The sequence below is a fragment of the Mesorhizobium sp. WSM4809 genome, from assembly GCF_055811655.1.
The window spans coordinates 250,007-270,679 of the sequence record NZ_JBVVQW010000006.1; the positions used below are offsets into that span (position 1 = coordinate 250,007).

At 62.8% G+C, this 20,673-nt stretch carries 21 protein-coding genes and 1 riboswitch; of the genes, 3 read left to right on the forward strand and 18 right to left on the reverse strand.

Features of this window, described 5'->3' with window-relative positions:
- Positions 1–74: 74 nt before the first annotated feature.
- The 18 genes from AC0L24_RS17780 to AC0L24_RS17865 all read right to left on the reverse strand — a co-directional run bounded on the left by AC0L24_RS17780 (position 75) and on the right by AC0L24_RS17865 (position 17,386).
- Positions 75–896: a biotin--[acetyl-CoA-carboxylase] ligase gene (locus tag AC0L24_RS17780; RefSeq protein WP_127810080.1), complete on the reverse strand. Its 822-nt coding sequence runs from the start codon at positions 894–896 to the stop codon at positions 75–77.
- A 5-nt stretch (positions 897–901) separates the two neighbouring features.
- Positions 902–2,338 carry an NADH-quinone oxidoreductase subunit NuoN gene (nuoN, locus tag AC0L24_RS17785; protein WP_127810079.1) on the reverse strand — a complete coding sequence of 479 codons (1,437 nt, stop codon included), beginning with the start codon at positions 2,336–2,338 and terminating at the stop codon, positions 902–904.
- Between the two features lie 18 nt (positions 2,339–2,356).
- On the reverse strand, positions 2,357–3,862 hold the full coding sequence (locus AC0L24_RS17790) for an NADH-quinone oxidoreductase subunit M (RefSeq protein WP_127810078.1): 1,506 nt from the start codon (positions 3,860–3,862) through the stop codon (positions 2,357–2,359).
- Positions 3,862–5,835: an NADH-quinone oxidoreductase subunit L gene (gene nuoL / locus AC0L24_RS17795; RefSeq protein WP_127810077.1), complete on the reverse strand. Its 1,974-nt coding sequence runs from the start codon at positions 5,833–5,835 to the stop codon at positions 3,862–3,864. The genes AC0L24_RS17790 and nuoL overlap by 1 nt, the downstream gene beginning before the upstream one ends.
- 10 nt (positions 5,836–5,845) lie before the next feature.
- On the reverse strand, positions 5,846–6,154 hold the full coding sequence (gene nuoK / locus AC0L24_RS17800; protein WP_127810076.1) for an NADH-quinone oxidoreductase subunit NuoK: 309 nt from the start codon (positions 6,152–6,154) through the stop codon (positions 5,846–5,848).
- Positions 6,151–6,498, reverse strand: a complete 348-nt coding sequence (locus tag AC0L24_RS17805; RefSeq protein ID WP_127810075.1) for a hypothetical protein — start codon at positions 6,496–6,498, stop codon at positions 6,151–6,153. The genes nuoK and AC0L24_RS17805 overlap by 4 nt, the downstream gene beginning before the upstream one ends.
- Complete coding sequence (locus AC0L24_RS17810) at positions 6,495–7,115, reverse strand: NADH-quinone oxidoreductase subunit J (protein ID WP_027034807.1); 621 nt, start codon at positions 7,113–7,115, stop codon at positions 6,495–6,497. Before AC0L24_RS17810 ends, AC0L24_RS17805 begins: the two co-directional genes overlap by 4 nt.
- Before the next feature lie 239 nt (positions 7,116–7,354).
- Positions 7,355–7,846 carry an NADH-quinone oxidoreductase subunit NuoI gene (gene nuoI / locus AC0L24_RS17815; RefSeq protein WP_023812382.1) on the reverse strand — a complete coding sequence of 164 codons (492 nt, stop codon included), beginning with the start codon at positions 7,844–7,846 and terminating at the stop codon, positions 7,355–7,357.
- Entirely contained in the window at positions 7,843–8,097 is a 255-nt protein-coding gene (locus tag AC0L24_RS17820; protein WP_127810074.1) for a hypothetical protein, read from the reverse strand. The genes nuoI and AC0L24_RS17820 overlap by 4 nt, the downstream gene beginning before the upstream one ends.
- Positions 8,094–9,137: an NADH-quinone oxidoreductase subunit NuoH gene (nuoH, locus tag AC0L24_RS17825; protein WP_127810073.1), complete on the reverse strand. Its 1,044-nt coding sequence runs from the start codon at positions 9,135–9,137 to the stop codon at positions 8,094–8,096. The genes AC0L24_RS17820 and nuoH overlap by 4 nt, the downstream gene beginning before the upstream one ends.
- A 2-nt stretch (positions 9,138–9,139) precedes the next feature.
- Positions 9,140–11,221, reverse strand: coding sequence for an NADH-quinone oxidoreductase subunit NuoG (gene nuoG / locus AC0L24_RS17830; protein ID WP_292337628.1), 2,082 nt, complete (start codon positions 11,219–11,221; stop codon positions 9,140–9,142).
- A 73-nt stretch (positions 11,222–11,294) separates the two neighbouring features.
- Complete coding sequence (locus AC0L24_RS17835; protein WP_473564011.1) at positions 11,295–11,984, reverse strand: NADH-ubiquinone dehydrogenase; 690 nt, start codon at positions 11,982–11,984, stop codon at positions 11,295–11,297.
- 70 nt (positions 11,985–12,054) lie between these two features.
- Positions 12,055–13,359 (reverse strand): NADH-quinone oxidoreductase subunit NuoF, encoded by a 1,305-nt coding sequence (gene nuoF / locus AC0L24_RS17840; RefSeq protein WP_127268495.1) that lies wholly within the window; start codon positions 13,357–13,359, stop codon positions 12,055–12,057.
- A 10-nt stretch (positions 13,360–13,369) separates the two neighbouring features.
- The gene (locus tag AC0L24_RS17845) at positions 13,370–14,650 is read right to left on the reverse strand and encodes an NADH-quinone oxidoreductase subunit E (RefSeq protein ID WP_127397204.1); all 1,281 of its coding nucleotides are present in this window, start codon (positions 14,648–14,650) and stop codon (positions 13,370–13,372) included.
- Positions 14,651–15,841 (reverse strand): NADH-quinone oxidoreductase subunit D, encoded by a 1,191-nt coding sequence (locus AC0L24_RS17850; RefSeq protein WP_023812387.1) that lies wholly within the window; start codon positions 15,839–15,841, stop codon positions 14,651–14,653. It lies immediately after the preceding gene.
- A complete protein-coding gene (locus AC0L24_RS17855) occupies positions 15,842–16,444 on the reverse strand; it encodes an NADH-quinone oxidoreductase subunit C (protein ID WP_127382173.1) in 603 nt (200 codons plus the stop codon).
- Between the two features lie 4 nt (positions 16,445–16,448).
- On the reverse strand, positions 16,449–17,030 hold the full coding sequence (locus AC0L24_RS17860; RefSeq protein WP_013531090.1) for a NuoB/complex I 20 kDa subunit family protein: 582 nt from the start codon (positions 17,028–17,030) through the stop codon (positions 16,449–16,451).
- A complete protein-coding gene (locus tag AC0L24_RS17865) occupies positions 17,021–17,386 on the reverse strand; it encodes an NADH-quinone oxidoreductase subunit A (RefSeq protein WP_473564012.1) in 366 nt (121 codons plus the stop codon). Before AC0L24_RS17865 ends, AC0L24_RS17860 begins: the two co-directional genes overlap by 10 nt.
- A 330-nt stretch (positions 17,387–17,716) precedes the next feature.
- Here AC0L24_RS17865 and AC0L24_RS17870 point away from each other — a divergent pair, with 330 nt between their 5' ends.
- The 3 genes from AC0L24_RS17870 to cobW all read left to right on the forward strand — a co-directional run bounded on the left by AC0L24_RS17870 (position 17,717) and on the right by cobW (position 20,672).
- Entirely contained in the window at positions 17,717–18,916 is a 1,200-nt protein-coding gene (locus AC0L24_RS17870; protein WP_127810070.1) for a winged helix-turn-helix domain-containing protein, read from the forward strand.
- Positions 18,917–18,945: 29 nt separating this feature from the next.
- Positions 18,946–19,149: riboswitch (cobalamin riboswitch) on the forward strand.
- Between the two features lie 39 nt (positions 19,150–19,188).
- The gene (locus AC0L24_RS17875; protein ID WP_127322371.1) at positions 19,189–19,617 is read left to right on the forward strand and encodes a DUF1636 family protein; all 429 of its coding nucleotides are present in this window, start codon (positions 19,189–19,191) and stop codon (positions 19,615–19,617) included.
- 2 nt (positions 19,618–19,619) lie between these two features.
- Entirely contained in the window at positions 19,620–20,672 is a 1,053-nt protein-coding gene (cobW, locus tag AC0L24_RS17880) for a cobalamin biosynthesis protein CobW (protein ID WP_127810069.1), read from the forward strand.
- Position 20,673: the final 1 nt, after the last annotated feature.

Sequence of the window (20,673 nt, forward strand, 5' to 3'; positions counted from 1 at the left end):
CCGGGAAAAGTGTGTAACGGTTTTCCCACCGGAGTTGCGCAAAAACAAACAGTTAGAACCGTGCATGAACGGCCCTATGCCCTGGCCGAAGCGACCGCGCCGAAATGCACATCGCCGGCGGCGATCGTCCGAACCGAACCTTTATCGTCGCGGATCACGAAACGGCAGTCCTCGTCAATGGTCTCAAACACCCCACGCACCACATTACCGTCAATTCTGACAGCAACTTCGCCGCCGAGCCCCGCAGCACGATCAAGCCAGCGTCGCCTGACGGCGGCAAGTCCGCGCCCCTCGTCCCACAATCGGGCATTCTCGCTCCATGCATCCGACAGCGCCAGGAACAGCGTTTCCGCATCGCATGCCGCGCCCAGCGCGCTGAGTGATGTTGCGGGATAGGGCAAATCCTCGGGGTATGCCACCACATTGACGCCGATGCCGACCGCCACCGCGAAACGGCCGCCTTCCAGGATTGCCGATTCCAGCAGGATGCCGGCCAGCTTGGCGCCGGAGGCGAGCACGTCGTTCGGCCATTTCAGTTCGAAACGGTTCTTTCCTTCGCTGCCGCCGTCGAGGCCGATAGCGATCCGGCCCTTCGGCACCACGGCGTCGAGCGCATCGGCCAGCGCCAGTCCGGCGACGAAGCCCAGCGTCGCGGCAAGGCGAAGCTCCGCCTTGGTGATGACGAGCAGCGTCGCCGCGAGGTTGCCTTCGGGGGTCGCCCAGACGCGGCCGCGCCGGCCACGCCCGCTTTCCTGCTTCTTGGAAACGACCCACAATCTGCCGGGGTCGCCTGCCCTTGCGTGGTCCAGTGCCAGCCCATTGGTGGAGCCGACGCTCTCATGCGCCTCGAGCCGGAACCCTTCCGACGCCGAGGTTGGAGCCAGCCGAAATGCCATGCCGACTAGAAAAACGTCTTGGCGGCGGCTTCGGCATAGGTGCCGATCGGCCCGCCGATCAGCACGTAGAACAGCACGAAGGCGCCGGAGACGCCGAGCACGACACGCAATTCCGTCGCCATCGGCACGAAGCCGCCGACCGGTTCGTCGAACCACATGATCTTGATGATGCGCAGGTAGTAATAGGCGCCCACCACCGAGGCCAGCACGCCGATGATCGCCAGCGCATAGAGATTGGCGTTGATGGCGGCGAGGAAGACGTACCATTTCCCCCAGAAGCCGGCGAGCGGCGGAATGCCGGCCAGGGAGAACATCAGGATGGTCAGGATCGTCGCCATGATAGGATTGGTCGACGACAGGCCGGCCAGGTCGCTGATCTGCTCGACATTGCCTTCCTTGCGCCGCATGGCGAGGATGAAGGCGAAGGTGCCGAGCGTCATCACCAGATAGATCAGCATGTAGATGGCAACGCCGCGCACGCCGGCCTGGCTGTTGGCGGCAAGGCCGACCAGCGCGTAGCCCATATGGCCGATCGAGGAATAGGCCATAAGCCGCTTGATGTTGGTCTGGCCGATTGCCGCGAAGGAGCCGAGCGCCATCGAGGCGATCGAGATGAAGACGATGATCTGCTGCCAGTCTGCGGCGATCGGCTTGAACGCACCCATGGTGACGCGCACCATAAGCGCCATCGCCGCCATCTTGGGTGCTGCCGCCAAAAAGGCCGTCACCGGTGTCGGCGCGCCCTCATAGACATCTGGCGTCCACATGTGGAACGGCACCGCCGAGATTTTGAAGGCCAGACCGGCCAGCACGAAGACGAGGCCGAAAACGAGGCCAAGCTGGCGCTCGCCGCTGCCGAGCGCAGAAGCGATCTCCTGGAAGCCGGTGTTGCCGGTGTAGCCGTAGACCAGGCTGATGCCATAGAGCAGCATGCCCGAGGACAGCGCGCCGAGGACGAAATATTTGAGGCCAGCCTCAGTCGAACGCAGATTGTCGCGGTTGATCGCGCACAGCACGTAGATCGCCAGCGATTGCAGTTCGAGGCCGAGATAGAGGCCGATCATGCCATTGGCGGAGATCATCAGCATCATGCCGAGCGTGCACAGCAGGATCAGCACCGGATATTCGAACTTGTCGAAGCGTTCAGCCTTGGCAAAGCGCATCGACATCACCAGCGTCACCGCCGAGCCGACCAGCGCCAGCACCTTCATGAAGCGGGCGAAGGAATCCTGGATGAAGGCATTGCCGTAAGCGCTGCCCTGCCCGGTCCGGAAGATCAGCCAGGCGCCTGCGATCGCCAGCACGGCCACCGCAAGGCCGGTTACCGTGTTGGCCGTGTTGGCGCGCGAATAGGCTCCGACCATCAGCAGCGCCAGCGCGCCGACGGCAAGGATCAGCTCTGGCGTCGAGAGCGACAGGCTGGAGAGAAGGTCCGGCGTCATGGTTCGCAAAACCTCTGGTCAGTTCGCCGCCGCGGTCTGCGCGGCGCCGATGGATGCAGTGACATTGGTGACGAGCGACTTGACCGATTCGGCCGTCGCGTCGAAGACCGGGGCGGGATAGACGCCGAAGAAGATGACCAGAACGACCAGCGGGTAGATGATCACCTTCTCGCGCAGCGACAGGTCGAGCAGGCCCTTCAGGCTGTCCTTGGTCAGCGCACCGAAGATCACCCGGCGGTAGAGCCAGAGCGCGTAGGCGGCCGACAGGATGACGCCGGTGGCGGCGAAGAACGCCACCCAGGTGTTGACCCGGAACACGCCGAGCATGGTCAGGAACTCGCCGACGAAGCCGCTGGTACCGGGCAGGCCGACATTGGCCATGGTGAAGATCAGGAACACCGTGGCGTATTTCGGCATGTTGTTGACCAGGCCGCCATAGGCCGCGATCTCACGTGTGTGCATGCGGTCGTAGATGACGCCGACGCACAGGAACAGCGCGCCGGAGACGAGGCCGTGGCTGAGCATCTGGAAGATCGCGCCCTGCACGCCTTCCTGGTTCATGGCGAAGATGCCCATGGTGACGAAGCCCATATGAGCAACCGACGAATAGGCGATCAGCTTCTTCATGTCCTCCTGCATCAGCGCCACCAGCGAGGTGTAGATGATGGCGACGACGGACAGCGCGAAGACCAGCGGCGCGAACATTTCCGACGCCAGCGGGAACATCGGCAAGGAGAAGCGCAGGAAACCGTACCCGCCCATCTTCAACAGGATGCCGGCCAGGATGACGGAGCCCGCCGTCGGCGCCTCGACGTGCGCGTCGGGCAGCCAGGTGTGCACCGGCCACATCGGCATCTTCACCGCGAAGGAGGCGAAGAAAGCAAGCCATAGCCATGTCTGCATGTTGGCCGGGAAGTTGTGGGTCAGCAGCGTCGGGATGTCGGTTGTGCCGGACTGGAAGAACATCGCCATGATGGCGAGCAGCATCAGCACCGAGCCGGCGAGCGTGTAGAGGAAGAACTTAAACGAGGCGTAGACGCGCCGCTTGCCGCCCCAGACGCCGATGATGATGAACATCGGGATCAGGCCGGCTTCGAAGAAGACGTAGAACAGCACGATGTCCAGCGCGCAGAACACGCCGATCATCAGCGTTTCGAGCAGCAGGAAGGCGATCATGTAGGCCTTCACGCGCTTCTCGATCGATTCCCACGACGCCAGGATGCAGAGCGGCATCAGGAACGTCGTCAAGATGACGAACAGCATCGAGATGCCGTCGACGCCCATATGGTAGGAAATGCCGGAGTCGAGCCAGGCGACCTTCTCGACGAACTGGAAGCCGGACTGCGAATTGTCGAATCCGGTCCAGATGAACAGCGAGATGATGAATGTGAAAATCGTCGTCAACAGCGCGATGGCGCGGATGTTGCCGCGTGCATTTTCGCTGTCGTCATTGATGAACAGGATAAGCAGCACACCAACCAGCGGCAGGAAGGTGACCAGCGAGAGGATTGGCCAGGCGGTCATCAGAGCATCATCCAGGTGACGAGTGCGGCAACGCCGATCAGCATGGCGAAGGCGTAGTGGTAGAGATAGCCGGTCTGCAGCTTGACGATGCGGTCGGTGACATCGACGACGCGCGCCGAAATGCCATCCGGGCCGAGGCCGTCGATGATGGTGCCGTCACCGGTCTTCCACAGGAAATGGCCGAGGCGCTTGGCCGGACGCACGAACAGGAAGTCGTAGAGCTCGTCGAAATACCACTTGTTGAGCAGGAAGGCGTAGAGCCCGCGATGCTGCGCGGCCAGGTTGACCGGCATTTCCGGCGAGCGGATGTAGAATTTCCAGGCCAGCGCGAAGCCGATCAGCATGGCGATGAAGGGCGACAGTTCGACCCACAGCGGCAATTCGTGGATGTCGTGCAGGATGTGATTGTCAGGCAGTGTGAACAGCGATGCCTTCCAGAACTCGGCATAGCCCTCGCCGATGAAGGCGCCGTGGAAGATGACGCCGGCAAACAGCGCGCCCGCGGCCAGGATGAACAGCGGCACCAGCATCACCGGCGGCGATTCATGGACATGGTGCATCACCTCATGGCTCGCCCGCGGCTTGCCGTGGAAGGTCATGAAGATCAGCCGCCAGGAGTAGAAGGAGGTGAAGCAGGCGGCGATGACCAAAAGCACGAAGGCCATGCCGGCAACCGAATTGTGGCCGGCAAAGGCGCTCTCGATGATGGCGTCCTTGGAGAAGAAGCCGGCGGTGCCGATGACCGTCACCGGAACGCCGACGCCGGTCAGCGCCAGCGTGCCGATCACCATCATCCAGTAGGTGGTCGGGATCAGTTTCCTGAGGCCGCCCATCTTGCGCATGTCCTGCTCGTCGGACACGGCATGGATGACCGAGCCCGAGCCGAGGAACAGCAGCGCCTTGAAGAAGGCATGCGTGAACAGGTGGAAGATCGCCGCGCCATAAGCGCCGACGCCGAGTGCCACGAACATGTAGCCGAGCTGCGAGCAGGTCGAGTAAGCGATGACGCGCTTGATGTCGTTCTGGACGAGACCGACGGTGGCCGCGAAGAAGGCCGTGAAGGCACCGATGAAGGTCACCACAGTCAGCGCCGAATGCGACAGTTCGAACAGCGGCGACAAACGGGCCAGCATGAACACGCCGGCCGTCACCATGGTCGCGGCATGGATCAGCGCGGAAACCGGTGTCGGGCCTTCCATGGCATCCGGCAGCCAGGTGTGCAGCGGCACTTGCGCCGACTTGCCCATGGCGCCCATGAACAGGAGCAGGCAGACGATCGTCATGGCCGCCTGCTTGTCCAGCGCATAGCCGAGGAAGGTCAGCACCGCGGCGCCGTGCGGGGCGCCTTCGGCCGGAATGAACGTTGCCGCATTGGCGAAGATGGTGCCGAGATTGACCGAGCCGAACAGCACGAACAGGCCGAAAATGCCGAGCGCGAAGCCGAAATCGCCGACGCGGTTGACGACGAAGGCCTTGATTGCCGCGGCATTGGCCGACGGCTTCTTGTACCAGAAGCCGATCAGCAGATAGGAGGCGAGGCCCACCCCTTCCCAGCCGAAGAACATCTGCACCAGATTGTCTGATGTCACCAGCATCAGCATGGCGAAGGTGAACAGCGACAGATAGGCGAAGAAGCGCGGCCGGTTCGGATCGTGGTGCATGTAGCCGATCGAATAGATGTGAACCAGCGCCGACACGGTGTTGACCACCACCAGCATCACCACCGTCAGCGTGTCGATCCTGAGCGCCCAGGCCGCTTCCAGCCCGCCTGACTGGATCCAGCGCATCACCGGCACGGTGAACACCTCGCCATGGCCGAAACCGACGGTGAAGAAAGCGACCCACGACAGCACGGCCGCGATCACCAGGAAACCCGAGGTGATGTATTCGGACGCCTTGGCGCCGAGCGACGTGCCGAACAGGCCGACGATCAGGAAGCCGAGCAGGGGAAGGAAGACGATGGCCTGATACATGGTGGTTCCGTCAACCCTTCATCATGTTCACGTCTTCGACCGCGATCGAGCCGCGGTTGCGGAAGAAGACGACGAGAATGGCAAGTCCGATGGCGGCTTCGGCCGCCGCGACCGTCAGCACGAACAGCGCGAACACCTGGCCGACCAGATCGCCCAGTGCCGCCGAAAAGGCGACGAAATTGATGTTGACCGCCAGCAGGATCAGTTCGACCGACATCAGGATGACGATGACGTTCTTGCGGTTCAGGAAGATGCCGAACACGCCGAGCGTGAACAGAACAGCCGATACGGTCAGATAATGCGCGATGCCGACGGTCATGCTTTTACGACTCCTGCCTGAACCATGAAAGTGACTACGAACACTGCGCTAGCCGTTATCAGGGCAGCAACGTAAGGCAAGGTTCCGATCGCGTCTTTCAAAGCCCCGAAAATGAATGACACTCCAACGACCGGAAGGGCGAAGAATAGCAAATAGAGCCCACTGAGCATGGACAGGGACTGCTCCTTGAACCCGAACAACATCCCGAAAACTCCAAGGGCGATGACAAACGCAGCAGCAAACCGCAAAAGCAGCGTCATCAAGACACCGTCTTCGAACGAGAAAAGCGCCGTCCAAGCAGACCAAAGCGCCAAGCCGCCGTATACCAGTGGACCTGAACTCATATTCCTTCGCCTGTCTTGACCTTGCGGATTTCCATGCCGGTCGCCGGCGTGCGGCCGACCTGGGCCGCGATCGACTGCCGTTTGACGCCTGGCTTGTGGCGCAGCGTCAGCACGATGGCGCCGATCATGGCGACCAGCAGCACGAGGCCCGAAATCTGGAAATAGTAGAGGTAGTCGGTATAGAGGATGTCGCCGAGTGCGGCCGTGTTTGTTCGCGTGGCGAGATCCGGAATGGGCTTGGAGACCGTCGAGGCGAGCTGCGGCGCGAAGGTGTAGCCGCCGAGAACCACGATCAGCTCCGCCGCCAGGATCAGCCCGACCAGCGCGCCGATCGGCGCATATTGCAGGGCGCCGCTCTTCAGTTCGGCGAAATCGACATCGAGCATCATGACGACGAACAGGAACAGAACCATCACCGCGCCGACATAGACGACGAGCAGGATCATCGCCAGGAACTCGGCCCCGGTCAGCATGAACAGGCCGGCGGCGTTGAAAAAGGTCAGGATCAGGAACAGCACCGAATGCACGGGGTTGCGCGACGAAATGACCATGAACGCCGACGCCACCGCGACAAAGGCGAAGAGGTAGAAAAAGGCCGCCTCTAGTCCACTCAACATTGGGGATCCCCCGGGTTCCTGTACGAACAGGACGCTCGTCCTGTTTGTTGTCTCTGGCCTGGTTCCGCCTCCGGTTCCAAAGCCGCGTTGTCCTAGCCCATGTTCCGATCGGGTTGAAAGGCCCGATCGAAAGAAACATGGGCCACTCTGTATTCCGGAGCATGATCTGGTCCGAAAAGTCCGCAACTTTTCGGGATCATCCTCTGGACGAGGCCCCTGCCCGTCCCATGCGTCAAATATCAGCGGTAGGGCGAGTCCAGCGAGATGTTGCGCGCCAGTTCGCGCTCCCACCGGTCGCCATTCGCCAACAGCTTGTCCTTGTCATAGTAGAGTTCCTCGCGCGTCTCCGTCGCGAATTCGAAATTCGGCCCCTCGACGATGGCGTCGACCGGGCAGGCTTCCTGGCAGAAGCCGCAATAGATGCACTTCACCATGTCGATGTCGTAGCGAACCGTGCGGCGCGTGCCGTCGTTGCGGCGGGGGCCGGCCTCGATGGTGATGGCTTGCGCCGGGCAGATCGCCTCACACAATTTGCAGGCGATGCAGCGTTCCTCGCCATTGGGATAGCGGCGCAGCGCATGCTCGCCGCGGAAGCGCGGACTGGTCGGCCCCTTCTCGTGCGGATAGTTGATCGTCTCCTTCGGCGCGAAGAACTGGCGCATCGACAGGAAGAAGGCGCTGACGAAATCCTGCAGCAGCAGCGATTTGGCGGCTTGGGAAAGAGCGCTCATTGTTGTGCTCCAAACGTCGTTACTGCCAGTATCGCCCCCAAGATGGACCAAAAAACCGGCATGAAATAGCGATATGCAAATGTGGTCATCTCACCAATCTTGCTCTTATTCCAACCCAAGATCGGCATCACATATCCGGCCGGCAGCCTCTCCTGGCTTTTGAGCACGAATGGCAAAACAGCGACGTAGCCGAATGTCGCAACCGCCAATCCACAAATCACACCGATCAGGCCAAGGAAAACTGTGCTCATGCCCATCCCGTGATCTTGAGGAAGGCGGCGGTGGCGACCACCATGAACAGCGAGATCGGCAGGAACACTTTCCAGCCAAGCCGCATCAGTTGGTCGTAGCGGTAGCGCGGCACGAAGGCCTTCACCATGGAGATGCCGAAGAACACGAAGCAGACTTTCAGCACGAACCAGATGACGCCCGGCACCCAGGTGAACGGCGCGAAGTCGAACGGAGGCAGCCAGCCGCCGAGGAACAGGATGGTGGCCAGCGCGCACATCAGCACGATGGCGACATACTCGCCGAGGAAGAACAAAAGGAACGGCGTCGACGAATATTCGACCATGTGGCCGGCGACCAGTTCCGATTCGGCTTCCACCAGATCGAAGGGCGGCCGGTTCGTCTCGGCCAGCGCCGAGATGAAGAAGATGATGAACATCGGGAACAGCGCCAGCCAGTTCCAGTCGAGGAAGGTGTTGGGCAGGCCAAGCCGCGTGCCAATTCCATCATGCTGCGACAAAACGATATCGGTGAGGTTGAGCGAGCCGGCGGTGAGCAGAACGGTGACGATGACGAAGCCGATCGAGACTTCGTAGGACACCATCTGCGCCGCCGAACGCAGCGCGCCGAGGAACGGATATTTCGAGTTGGAGGCCCAGCCGCCCATGATCACGCCATAGACCTCGAGCGAGGAGATGGCGAAAACATAGAGGATGCCGACATTGACGTTGGCGATCGCCCAGCCCTGATCGACCGGGATGACCGCCCAGGCCGAGATCGCCAGCACGGCCGACACCAGCGGCGCCAAAAGGAACACGCCCTTGTTGGCGCCTGACGGGATGACCGGTTCCTTGAAGACGAATTTCAGCAGATCGGCGAAGGCCTGCAGCGTACCCCAGGGGCCGACGACGTTCGGGCCACGGCGCAGTTGAACCGCCGCCCAGATCTTGCGGTCGGCGTAGAGGATGTAAGCAACGAAAATCAGCAGGATAACGATCAGCACGACCGATTTCAGCAGAATGATCAGCGCCGGCAGCACGTAGAAGGAGAAGAAAGTGTCCATGCTTATTCCGCCGCCTGCTTGAAGCCGCTCTTGGCCAGCGCCGAGCATTCCGCCATCACGGCCGATGCCCGCGCGATCGGGTTGGTCAGGTAGAAATCCGTCACCGGCGAGGTGAAGGTGCCCTTGTTCAGCCGCCCGCCGAGCTTCGCCACCCCGGCGATGTCCTCGGCATTGCCGGCCGCGACCTGATCGATACGGGCCAGATGCGGGTATTCGCCATAGAGCTTGGCGCGCAGCTGCGGCAGCGAATCGAACGGCAGTTTCTTGCCCAGCACATCCGACAGCGCCCGCAGGATCGCCCAGTCCTCGCGCGCTTCGCCCGGCGCGAAGCCGGCGCGGTTGGTCTGCTGCACGCGGCCTTCGGTGTTGACGTAGGTGGCCGACTTTTCCGTGTAGGCGGCCGCCGGCAGGATGACATTGGCGCGGTGCGCGCCCTGGTCGCCATGCGTGCCGATATAGACGACGAAAGCGCCGCCGGTCTTGGCCATGTCGATCTCGTCGGCGCCGAGCAGGAACAAGAGCTCCATTTCGCCCAGCATGCCGGCGACGTTTCTGCCGCCCTCGCCCGGCACGAAACCGAGATCGAGGCCGCCGACGCGGCCGGCCGCGTTGTGCAGCACGGCAAAGCCGTTCCAGTCGGCGCGTGCAGCATTCACGGCGGCGGCGAGCTTGGCCGCCTGGCCGAGCACGGCCGCGCCATCGGCACGCGCCAGCGCACCCTGGCCGACGATGATCAGCGGATGCGTCGCCTTCTTCAGCGTCTGGAAGAACTTGCCGTTGCCGTCGGCCAAATCCTTCAGCGAATCCGGTCCGGCGCCCAGCTGTTCGTAGTCGTAGCGGGTATCGCCGACATCGCCGATGACGGCGACCGGCAGGTTGCCGATCCGCCAGCGCTTGCGGATCCGGGCGTTGAGCACCGAAGCTTCATAGCGCGGGTTGGCGCCGATGATCAGCACCGCGTCGGCCTGTTCGATGCCTTCGATGGTCGGGTTGAAGATATAGCTCGCCCGGCCGAGCGCCGGGTCGAGTGCGGCGCCGTCCTGGCGGCAATCGGTATTCTTCGAGCCGAGCGAAGCCATCAGCAGCTTGAGCGCATAGGTTTCCTCGACGGCGGCGAGATCGCCCGCGATAGCGCCGATCTTTTCGGGCGCCGTCTTCGATACCGCGTCCTTGATCGCGGCGAAGGCCTCGGCCCAGCTGGCGGCAACCAACCTGCCGTCCTTGCGCACATAGGGGCGGTCGAGACGCTGCGTGCGCAGGCCGTCCCAGATAAATCGGGTCTTGTCGGAGATCCACTCCTCGTTCACCGCCTCGTTGACGCGCGGCAGGATGCGCATCACTTCACGGCCCCGGCTATCGACACGGATCGCCGAGCCGACCGCATCCATCACATCGATGGATTCGGTCTTGGTCAGCTCCCACGGCCGCGCCTGGAAGGCGAATGGCTTCGAGGTCAACGCGCCGACCGGGCAAAGGTCGATGACATTGCCCTGCAGCTCCGACGTCATCGCCTGTTCGAGATAGGTGGTGATCTCGGCATCCTCACCACGGCCGATCAGGCCCAGTTCCGAAATGCCGGCGACTTCGGTGGTGAAGCGGACGCAGCGCGTGCAGTGGATGCAGCGGTTCATCACCGTCTTGACCAGCGGTCCGATATATTTGTCTTCGACCGCGCGCTTGTTCTCGTGATAGCGCGAGGAATCGACGCCGAACGCCATCGCCTGGTCCTGCAGGTCGCATTCGCCGCCCTGGTCGCAGATCGGGCAATCCAGCGGATGGTTGATCAGCAGGAATTCCATCACGCCTTCCCTGGCCTTCTTGACCATCGGCGTGTTGGTGAAGATTTCCGGCGCCTCGCCATTCGGCCCGGGACGCAGGTCGCGCACGTTCATGGCGCAGGAGGCCTGCGGCTTGGGCGGCCCACCCTTCACCTCGATCAGGCACATGCGGCAATTGCCGGCGATCGAGAGCCGCTCATGGAAGCAGAAGCGCGGCACTTCCGCGCCAGCGTCTTCCGCCGCCTGCAGCAGCGTGTAGTGGTCGGGTACAGTGATCTCTTTCCCGTCGACCTTGAGCTTTGCCATTCGCCTCAAACCCCTGCGGAGTTCCCGCAATCTCTTTTTCCGGACGCGGTCGAGACCACGTCGGGCACTTCATTCACTTCTTGACGGCGAGCGCCGCCGCTTGGGTTTTCCAATCGTCGCGGCCGATGCGGCCGCCGAGCGACAGATAGTCCTCGACCCAGGCAACCTCTTGCGGCGTCCATGCCGCGATCTGGGCATACGTCCAGATACCGAGGCCGTTGAGAACCTTTTCCAGCTTCGGCCCGATGCCCGAGATGGCCTTGAGATCTGCCGGAATGGCCGGCTTCTCCATGGCGTTGGGCTGCCTGAAATCATCGGGCATCAGCGCATCGCCGGCGCCGCTTGTCGCCGGAGCGGCGTTTGCGGCCGGCACGGCAGTGGCGGCTTCCTTGGCGGCAATATCGGTGACCTCCCGGGCGAAGGACTGCGCCTCGGCGATCATGGTTTTCGCCGTCGCCCGTGCCTTGGTGGAGGAAGGACTTGGATCTTCGAACTGCGCGACGCGCGCCTCGAAATCATCGACGATCGGCTGCAGCAGCCGCTGCGAGGCTTCTGCCGCGCCTGAAAGCGCGCCCAGCCAGACGCCGAAAGCATGATTGGCGAGCCCGAGGCCAAGCGCCGACATCGCCGCCGCACCCGCCACAGGATGCACGAAAAGGTTGACGGCGCTGGCCATCTCCTTCGGCATCATCCTGGTCAAGTCCTGGTTCATCTTCTCGATCTGGTCCAAATTGGGCATCAGCGGGTTCGAATACGGCGCCATAGAGTTCTCCTGGTCGTTTCTTCGTTCGCCCCGCCCTTCGCTGCGGACTTTCGCCCGCGTAAACATTCTTCTATTCCGCCGCCACCATCACAGGCTCGGCCCGGTGCGCATTGCGCGAAAACTCGTCGATGCGCCGCTCCACTTCGCCGCGAAAATGCCGCATCAGGCCCTGGATCGGCCAGGCCGCCGCGTCGCCAAGCGCGCAGATCGTATGGCCTTCGATCTGCTTGGTGACGTCGAGCAGCATATCGATCTCGCGCTTCTGCGCCTCGCCGCGCACCAGCCGTTCCATCACCCGCCACATCCAGCCGGTGCCTTCGCGGCATGGCGTGCACTGGCCGCAGCTCTCGTGCTTGTAGAAGTAGGAAAGCCGCGCGATCGCCTTCACGACATCGGTCGACTTGTCCATGACGATGACAGCCGCGGTTCCAAGGCCGGATTTGAGGTCGCGCAGCGCGTCGAAATCCATCGGCGTGTCGATGATCTGCTCGGCCGGCACCAGCGGCACCGAGGCGCCGCCCGGTATGACCGCCAAAAGATTGTCCCAGCCGCCGCGAATGCCGCCGCAATGCGTCTCGATGAGCTCGCGGAACGGAATCGACATCGCCTCTTCGACCGTGCACGGATTGTTGACGTGGCCGGAGATGCAAAACAGCTTGGTGCCGACATTGTTGGGCCGGCCGAAGGACGAGAACCAGGCCGCACCGCGGCGCAGGATGGTCGGCGCGACCGCGATCGATTCGACATTGTTGACCGTGGTCGGGCAGCCATAGAGGCCGACATTGGCCGGGAATGGCGGCTTCAGCCGCGGCTGGCCCTTCTTGCCTTCGAGGCTTTCGAGGAGTGCAGTCTCCTCGCCGCAGATATAGGCGCCGGCGCCGTGGTGCATGTAGATGTCGAAATCATAGCCGGAGGTGTTGTTCTTGCCGATCAGCTTGGCCTCATAGGCTTCCTCGATCGCGCGCTGCAGCGCCTCGCGCTCGCGGATGAACTCGCCGCGCACATAGATGTAGGCGGCAATCGCGCCCATGGCGAAACCGGCAAGCAGCGCGCCCTCGACCAGCGTGTGCGGGTCGTTGCGCAGGATGTCGCGGTCCTTGCAGGTGCCGGGCTCGGATTCGTCGGCGTTGATGACGAGATAGCTCGGCCGGCCATCGCTCTGCTTGGGCATGAATGACCATTTGAGGCCCGTCGGGAAGCCGGCGCCGCCGCGGCCGCGCAGGCCCGACGCCTTCATCTCGTTGACGATCCACTCGCGCCCCTTGGCAACGATGCCGGGCGTGTTGTCCCAGGCGCCGCGCGCCATCGCGCCGGCCAACGACTTGTCAAACAGGCCGTAGATATTGGTGAAGATGCGGTCTTTGTCCTGAAGCATTTTTCGTCCCTCAGACCGGCTTCTTGCCGAAGACGCGGATGTATTCGGCGACGCCACCCTTGGCGAGCGCCTTGGCCTGCTTGACCCAGTCGTCGCGATCGATGCGGCCCTGGAAAGAGAGATAGCCATCCACCCACTCGCGTTCGGCCTTCTTCCACGACGCGACCTGCGCGAAGGTGAAAATGCCGAGCGTATGCAGGATGCCCTCGATCTTGGGGCCGACGCCGGAGATCAGCTTCAGGTCGTCGACCTGTGCCGGTTTATCGATGCCGGCCGGACGGTTTTTGTCCCCGAGCGACGGTTTGGCCGTCTTGGCGGCCGGTACCTTGACCTCCGGCGCCTTGAAGGCGGATGCCGGCTCGGCCTTGATTATCGGGCCGCTGCGCTGCTTGGAAACCTGCTCGACCTTGGAGTCCGCCTTGTTGGCGTTGGCGGCCGAATGCAGCGGCGCGGCAACGCTCGCCGCCTTTTCAACCGCCGGCGCGACCTTGGTTTTTGAAGGCGTCTTCAATGCCGGGCTGGTTTCAGGGGTGTCGGTCTTCGGCTTGCTGGTGTTGGACGGTGCGACAGGGGCCGCGGCCGGCCCCGGCACAGGCGCCGCGATGATCGCGTCGGGCGCCGCCCTGGCGGCCTTGGCGGCCTCCCTGGCCTCCCTTTCGCGGGTCGACTTGAGGATCGCCTTTTCGCTCTTCAGCGTGGTGAGGCCGGAGGCCGGCTCGGAGCCGGTGCGGCCGTTCTGCGGCCCCGGTTCCACCGAAGCACCCTTGCCGGCGTCATAGAGATCGATGATTTCAGCCAGGCGTTCCGGCGTCAGATCCTCGAACGTGTCCTTGAAGATCATGACCATCGGCGCGTTGACGCAGGCGCCAAGGCATTCGACCTCTTCCCAGGACAAGGTGCCCTTGTCGTTGGCGTGGAACTGGTCGTGATGGATTTTGGAGCGGCAGACATCCATCAGCGCTTCCGAACCGCGCAGCATGCAGGGCGTGGTGCCGCAGACCTGGATATGCGCACGCGTGCCGACCGGATTCAACTGGTACTGCGTGTAGAAGGTCGCGACTTCGAGCCCGCGGATACGCGGCATGCCGAGCATGTCGGAAATCGTCTCGATGGCCGCCTTCGTCACCCAGCCTTCCTGCTCCTGCGCTATCATCAGCAAGGGAATGATGGCCGACTGCTCACGGCCCTTCGGGTACTTCTTGATCCATTGCTTCGCCGCAGCCGCGTTCGCCCGGTTGAAGGCGAAGGATGCTGGCTGGACGCTGGCTTCTGCGAGACGGCGGACTGACATTTAGCGATCGACCTCACCAAACACGATGTCGAGGGAGCCGAGAACGGCGGTGACGTCGGCCAGCATGTGGCCGCGGCAGAGGAAATCCATCGCCTGCAGATGTGCGAAACCCGGCGCGCGCAGCTTGCAGCGGTAGGGCTTGTTGGAGCCGTCGGAAACCAGATAGACGCCGAATTCGCCCTTCGGCGCCTCGACCGCGGCGTAAACCTCGCCGGCCGGCACGCGATAACCCTCGGTGTAGAGCTTGAAGTGATGGATCAGCGCTTCCATCGAGCGCTTCATCGCCTGGCGCTTGGGCGGCACCACCTTGCCGTCGAGGTTCGACACCGGCCCGGTGCTTTCCTTGCCGAGCAGGAGATCGACGCACTGGCGCATGATCTTCGCAGACTGGCGCATTTCTTCCATGCGCACGAGGTACCGGTCGAAGCAGTCGCCGTTCTTGCCGATCGGAATGTCGAAATCCATTTCCGAATAGCATTCATAGGGTTGCGACTTGCGCAGGTCCCAGGGAGCACCCGAACCGCGCACCATCACGCCCGAAAAACCCCAGGCCCAGGCATCGGCCAGCGAGACGATGCCGATGTCGACATTGCGCTGCTTGAAGATGCGGTTGCCGGTCAGCAGCTGATCGAGGTCGTCGATCGACTTCAGGAACGGGTCGATCCACTTGCCGATGTCCTCGACCAGTTTCTGCGGCAGGTCCTGGTGGACGCCGCCGGGACGGAAATAGGCGGCATGCATGCGCGAACCCGAGGCGCGCTCATAGAACACCATCAGCTTTTCGCGCTCGACGAAGCCCCATAGCGGCGGCGTCAGCGCGCCGACGTCCATCGCCTGCGTCGTCACATTGAGGATGTGCGACATGATGCGGCCGATTTCGCAGTAGAGAACGCGGATCAGCTGGCCGCGCTTCGGCACTTCGATGCCGAGCAGGCGCTCGGCGGCGAGCGCGAAGGCGTGCTCCTGGTTCATCGGCGCGCAATAGTCGAGCCGGTCGAGATAGGGAATCGCCTGCAGGTAGGTTTTGGCCTCGATCAGCTTTTCGGTGCCGCGATGCAAGAGCCCGATATGCGGATCGACGCGATCGACGACTTCGCCGTCCAGCTCCAGCACAAGGCGCAAAACGCCGTGCGCCGCAGGGTGTTGCGGGCCGAAATTGATGTTGAAGTTGCGGACGGAGGTTTCAGCCATTTACTGCTTTGCCTTCTCGTCACCCGGCAGGACGTAATCCGTACCTTCCCACGGGGACAAAAAATCGAAATTGCGGAATTCCTGCTTGAGCTCGACCGGCTCATAGATAACGCGCTTGGCCTCATCGTCGTAGCGCACCTCTACGAAGCCGGTCAGCGGGAAATCCTTGCGCAGCGGATGGCCTTCGAAACCATAGTCTGTCAACAGGCGGCGCAGATCGGGATGGCCCGAAAACAGCACGCCGTAGAGATCATAGGTCTCGCGCTCGAACCAGTCGGCACCGGGAAAGACGCCGGTGATCGATGGCACCATGGTTTCCTCGTCGGCCTGCACCTTGATGCGGATGCGCACATTCTGCTTCGGCGACAGGAGATGGTAGACGACGTCGAAGCGCTTGGCCCGCGACGGATAGTCGGCGCCGCAGACGTCGATGATCGAGATGAACTGGCAGCGCGCATCGTCGCGCAGGAAGGTCATGACCTCTACCAGATCGCGCGGCTCGACGCGGATGGTGAGTTCGCCATAGGCGATATCAGCCTCGTTCACGCGGCCGATCAGCTTCTCGCCGAGATAGTTCGACAGTTCGCTCAGGGATGCGGTCATGGATTTACCGTTCGATCGTGCCGGTGCGGCGGATCTTCTTCTGCAAGAGAAGAATGCCGTAGAGCAGCGCTTCGGCGCTCGGCGGGCAGCCGGGCACATAGATATCGACGGGCACGATGCGGTCGCAGCCGCGCACCACCGAATAGGAGTAGTGGTAGTAGCCGCCGCCATTGGCGCAGGAGCCCATCGAGATGACGTAGCGCGGTTCCGGCATCTGGTCGTAGACCTTGCGCAGCGCCGGCGCCATCTTGTTGGTCAGCGTGCCGGCGACGATCATGATGTCGGACTGGCGCGGGGACGCGCGCGGCGCGACGCCGAACCGCTCCGAATCATAGCGCGGCATCGAGGTGTGGATCATCTCGACCGCGCAGCAAGCGAGGCCGAACGTCATGAACATCAGCGACCCGCTGCGCGCCCAGGTGATGAGCGCCTCGGTCGAAGTGACCAGAAAGCCCTTGTCGGCCAACTCGTTGTTGATCTCAAGGAAGAAGGGATCGTCCTCCCCCACCGGCCTGCCGGTGTTGGGATCGATAATACCCTTGGGCTTCGGCGCGACGAGGGTGCCTGAACTGTCGTTCAATCCCATTCCAGCGCTCCTTTTTTCCATTCATAGGCAAAGCCGATGGTCAGCACCGCCAAAAACACCATCATCGACCAGAAACCGAGCATGCCGATCTTCGAAAACGACACCGCCCACGGAAACAGGAAGGCCACTTCCAGGTCGAAGATGATGAACAGGATCGACACCAGGTAGAAACGGATGTCGAACTTCATGCGCGCGTCGTCGAACGAGTTGAAACCGCACTCGTAGGCGGAAAGCTTTTCGGGATCGGAATTGCGGTAGGCCACCAGGAAGGGCGCGGCCAGCAGCGCCAGGCCGACAACCAGCGCCACGCCTATGAACAGGACGATGGGCAGGTATGAGCTCAAGAGTGCGTTCATGCTCGGCTTTCCGTTGGCGCAATCCACTTTGATTACAGCACCGGACCCTAATGCGGAAGCGTGACAGTTTAACCGCTGAACCGTTTTAAGGGCCTATGCTGCAACGCGGCGAGGGTTAGCGCAGCACTTCCAGCGAAGCAAGTCAAACCTTGTTCAAAACACCGACCTGGACGGCATATCGCGGCAAACTGGTCCGATCCGCTCCTGTTTGATTTCCTTCGCTTTTTACTCCACTTTTCTCTCCTGACATGGATGCCGCCAAAACCCTGCTAGCATGGGTTGGAATCAGCCATTCGACCCTCGGTCAAAACACTTCAAAGTGATGCCTGCATGAAGGAAAAGATCTCGCTCCCCACGGCCCGTCGCATCGCGCTTGCCGCCCAGGGGTTTCTCGATCCCCGCCCGACCGGCACGCCCGACCGCCGGCATTTTGCCCGCACCCTCTCCCGCACCGGCCTGCTGCAGATCGATTCCGTTAGCGCGGTGGTGCGCGCTCATTATATGCCACTCTATTCGCGCCTTGGCCCCTACCCGTTCTCGCTGCTCGACAATGCCGCGGTGACACGCAAGCGCACGGTTTTCGAATACTGGGCGCATGAGGCTTCCTTCCTGCCGGTGGAGACGTACCCGCTGATGCGCTGGCGCATGCAGCGCGCCGAGCGCGGCGAGGAAATGTATCTGGGGCTCGCCAAATGGGGCCGCGAACATGCCGCCTATATCGAGGAGATCTACCGCCAGGTCGCCGAGCGCGGCCCGATCGCCGCTTCCGCGCTCGAAGGCCAGAAAGGCTCGGGCGGCTGGTGGGGCTGGAGCCACGCCAAGCATGCCTTCGAATGGCTGTTCTGGGCCGGACGCATCACCACGGCGCACCGTCGCGGTTTCGAGCGCTTCTATGATCTGCCCGAGCGCGTGCTGCCGCAGGCGGTCCTCGATCTGCCGGTGCCGACGCCTGAGGACGCGCACCGCGAATTGCTGCGCATTTCCGCCCGCGCCCACGGCGTGGCGACTTCAGGCGATTTGCGCGATTATTTTCGGCTTTCGCCGGCGGACATGAAGGGCCGGCTGGAGGAGCTCGTCGAAACAGGCGAATTGCTGCCGGTGCGTGTCGAAGGCTGGGACAAGCCGGCCTATCTTCACCGGGACGCCCGCCTGCCGCGCAAAGTCGAGGCCCGCGCCCTGCTGGCGCCCTTCGATCCGGTCGTCTTCGAACGATCGCGCACCGAGCGGCTGTTCGATTTCCATTACCGCATCGAGATCTACACGCCTGCCGACAAGCGGCAATACGGCTATTATGTCCTGCCGTTCCTGCTCGGCGACAGGATCGTGGCACGCGTCGACCTCAAGGCCGACCGTCCGGCCAGCATACTGCGGGTCCATGCGGCCTATGCCGAGCCGGGTGCGCCGCCTGAAACCGCTGCAGAACTGTTCGAGGAATTGAAGCAGATGCAGGGCTGGCTTGGTCTTGAGCGCATGGAAGTGACCCCGGCCGGCGATTTGGGTCCGGCGCTGGCCGACATCGCCATGTCGTAAGCTCGCGTTGACACCGCCGCCCGCAAAAGCCTAAATCCGGGTCAGATGGTCTCTTGCCCGCAACGGCAAGAGCTAAGAGGGAATGCGGTGCGGGGCAAAATCCCAAATCCGCGGCTGTCCCCGCAACTGTAAGCGAAGAGCCAAGGCCGAAAGCCACTGGGAGTTCCCGGGAAGGCGGCTACCCAAGGCGATGACCCGCGAGCCAGGAGACCTGCCGTCTGCGACTTTAGAATCCGATCGCCCGGCGGGTTTCCGGGCAAGGAGCCCGATCTTTGGACCACGACAGCAGTTTTTCGGCTGGCACAGCGGATATTTCGTCCGGCCATGATGATGCCTTGGCCGGCGTCACCATCATCGTCTGCGCCTCCTGTCGCGATGAGACCGGCTCCGACGCTCATCCCCGCGCCGGCGAATTGCTGGCGGAGGATACGCGCCGCGCCGCATCCGGCGACGACATCCGCATCCGCAGCGTCGAATGCCTTGGCAATTGCAAGCGGCGCCTCAGCGCCGCCATCCTGCGCGACGGCTGCTGGAGCTATGTCTTTGGCGACCTGACCGAGACCAGCGGCGCCGACCTCGTCACGGGCGCCAAGCTTTTCGCCACCTCGACCGACGGTCTCATTCCCTGGCGTGGCCGCCCCGATAGCCTGAAGCGCGGCCTCGTTGCCCGCATCCCTCCCCTCGACCTGCTGAAGGACTGACCATGACTGCCCCAGATTCGTCTGCGAACCTCTCCCGCGTTCCCTGCACCGTCGTCACCGGCTTCCTCGGCGCCGGCAAGACGACGCTGGTCCGCCATCTCCTGGAAAACGCCGGCGGCAAGCGCATAGCCATCATCGTCAACGAATTCGGCGACATCGGCATCGACGGCGAGATCCTGAAGGGCTGCGGCATCGACACCTGCCCGGAGGAAAACATCGTCGAACTGGCCAATGGCTGCATCTGCTGCACCGTCGCCGATGATTTCGTCCCGGCGCTTGACAAGATCCTGTCGCTGACGCCGAGGGTCGACCACATCCTGATCGAGACTTCGGGCCTGGCGCTGCCCAAGCCGCTGGTCCAGGCCTTTCAGTGGCCGAGCGTGAAAAGCCGGGTGACTGTCGACGGCGTCATCGCCGTGGTCGACGGGCCGGCCTTGGCCGAAGGCCGCGTCGCCAACGACATGGATGCTCTGCAGGCGCAGCGCGCCGGGGACGAGACGCTCGACCACGACGACCCGGTGGAAGAACTGTTCGAGGATCAGATCGCCTGCGCCGACCTGATCATCCTGTCGAAAAGCGACCTGATGGACGCAGCCGGCACCGCCCGCGCCAACGCCATCATCAACGAACACTCCGCCCGCGCCGTGAAGATCGTGCCGACGTCGCATGGCAAGGTCGATCCCTCGGTGCTGCTCGGGCTCGGTCTGGCCGTCGAGGACGACATCGAGAACCGCAAGTCCCATCATGACGGCGCGTTCGACCACGAGCATGACGACTTCGACACCTTCATCGTCGACATTGCCTCGATCGCCAATCCGGACGAGCTGGCAAAGCGCGTCGCCACCGTCGCAGAAGAAGAGAACGTGCTGCGCGTAAAAGGCTTCGTCGAAGTCGGCGGCAAGCCGATGCGGCTCTTGCTGCAGGCCGTCGGGCCGCGCGTCAATCATTACTATGACCGCGCCTGGACCGCGCAGGACGACCGCCGCTCGCGTCTCGTCGTCATCGGCCTGAAGGGGCTGAACCGCCCGGCGATCGAGCGTATACTCGCCGGCTGAT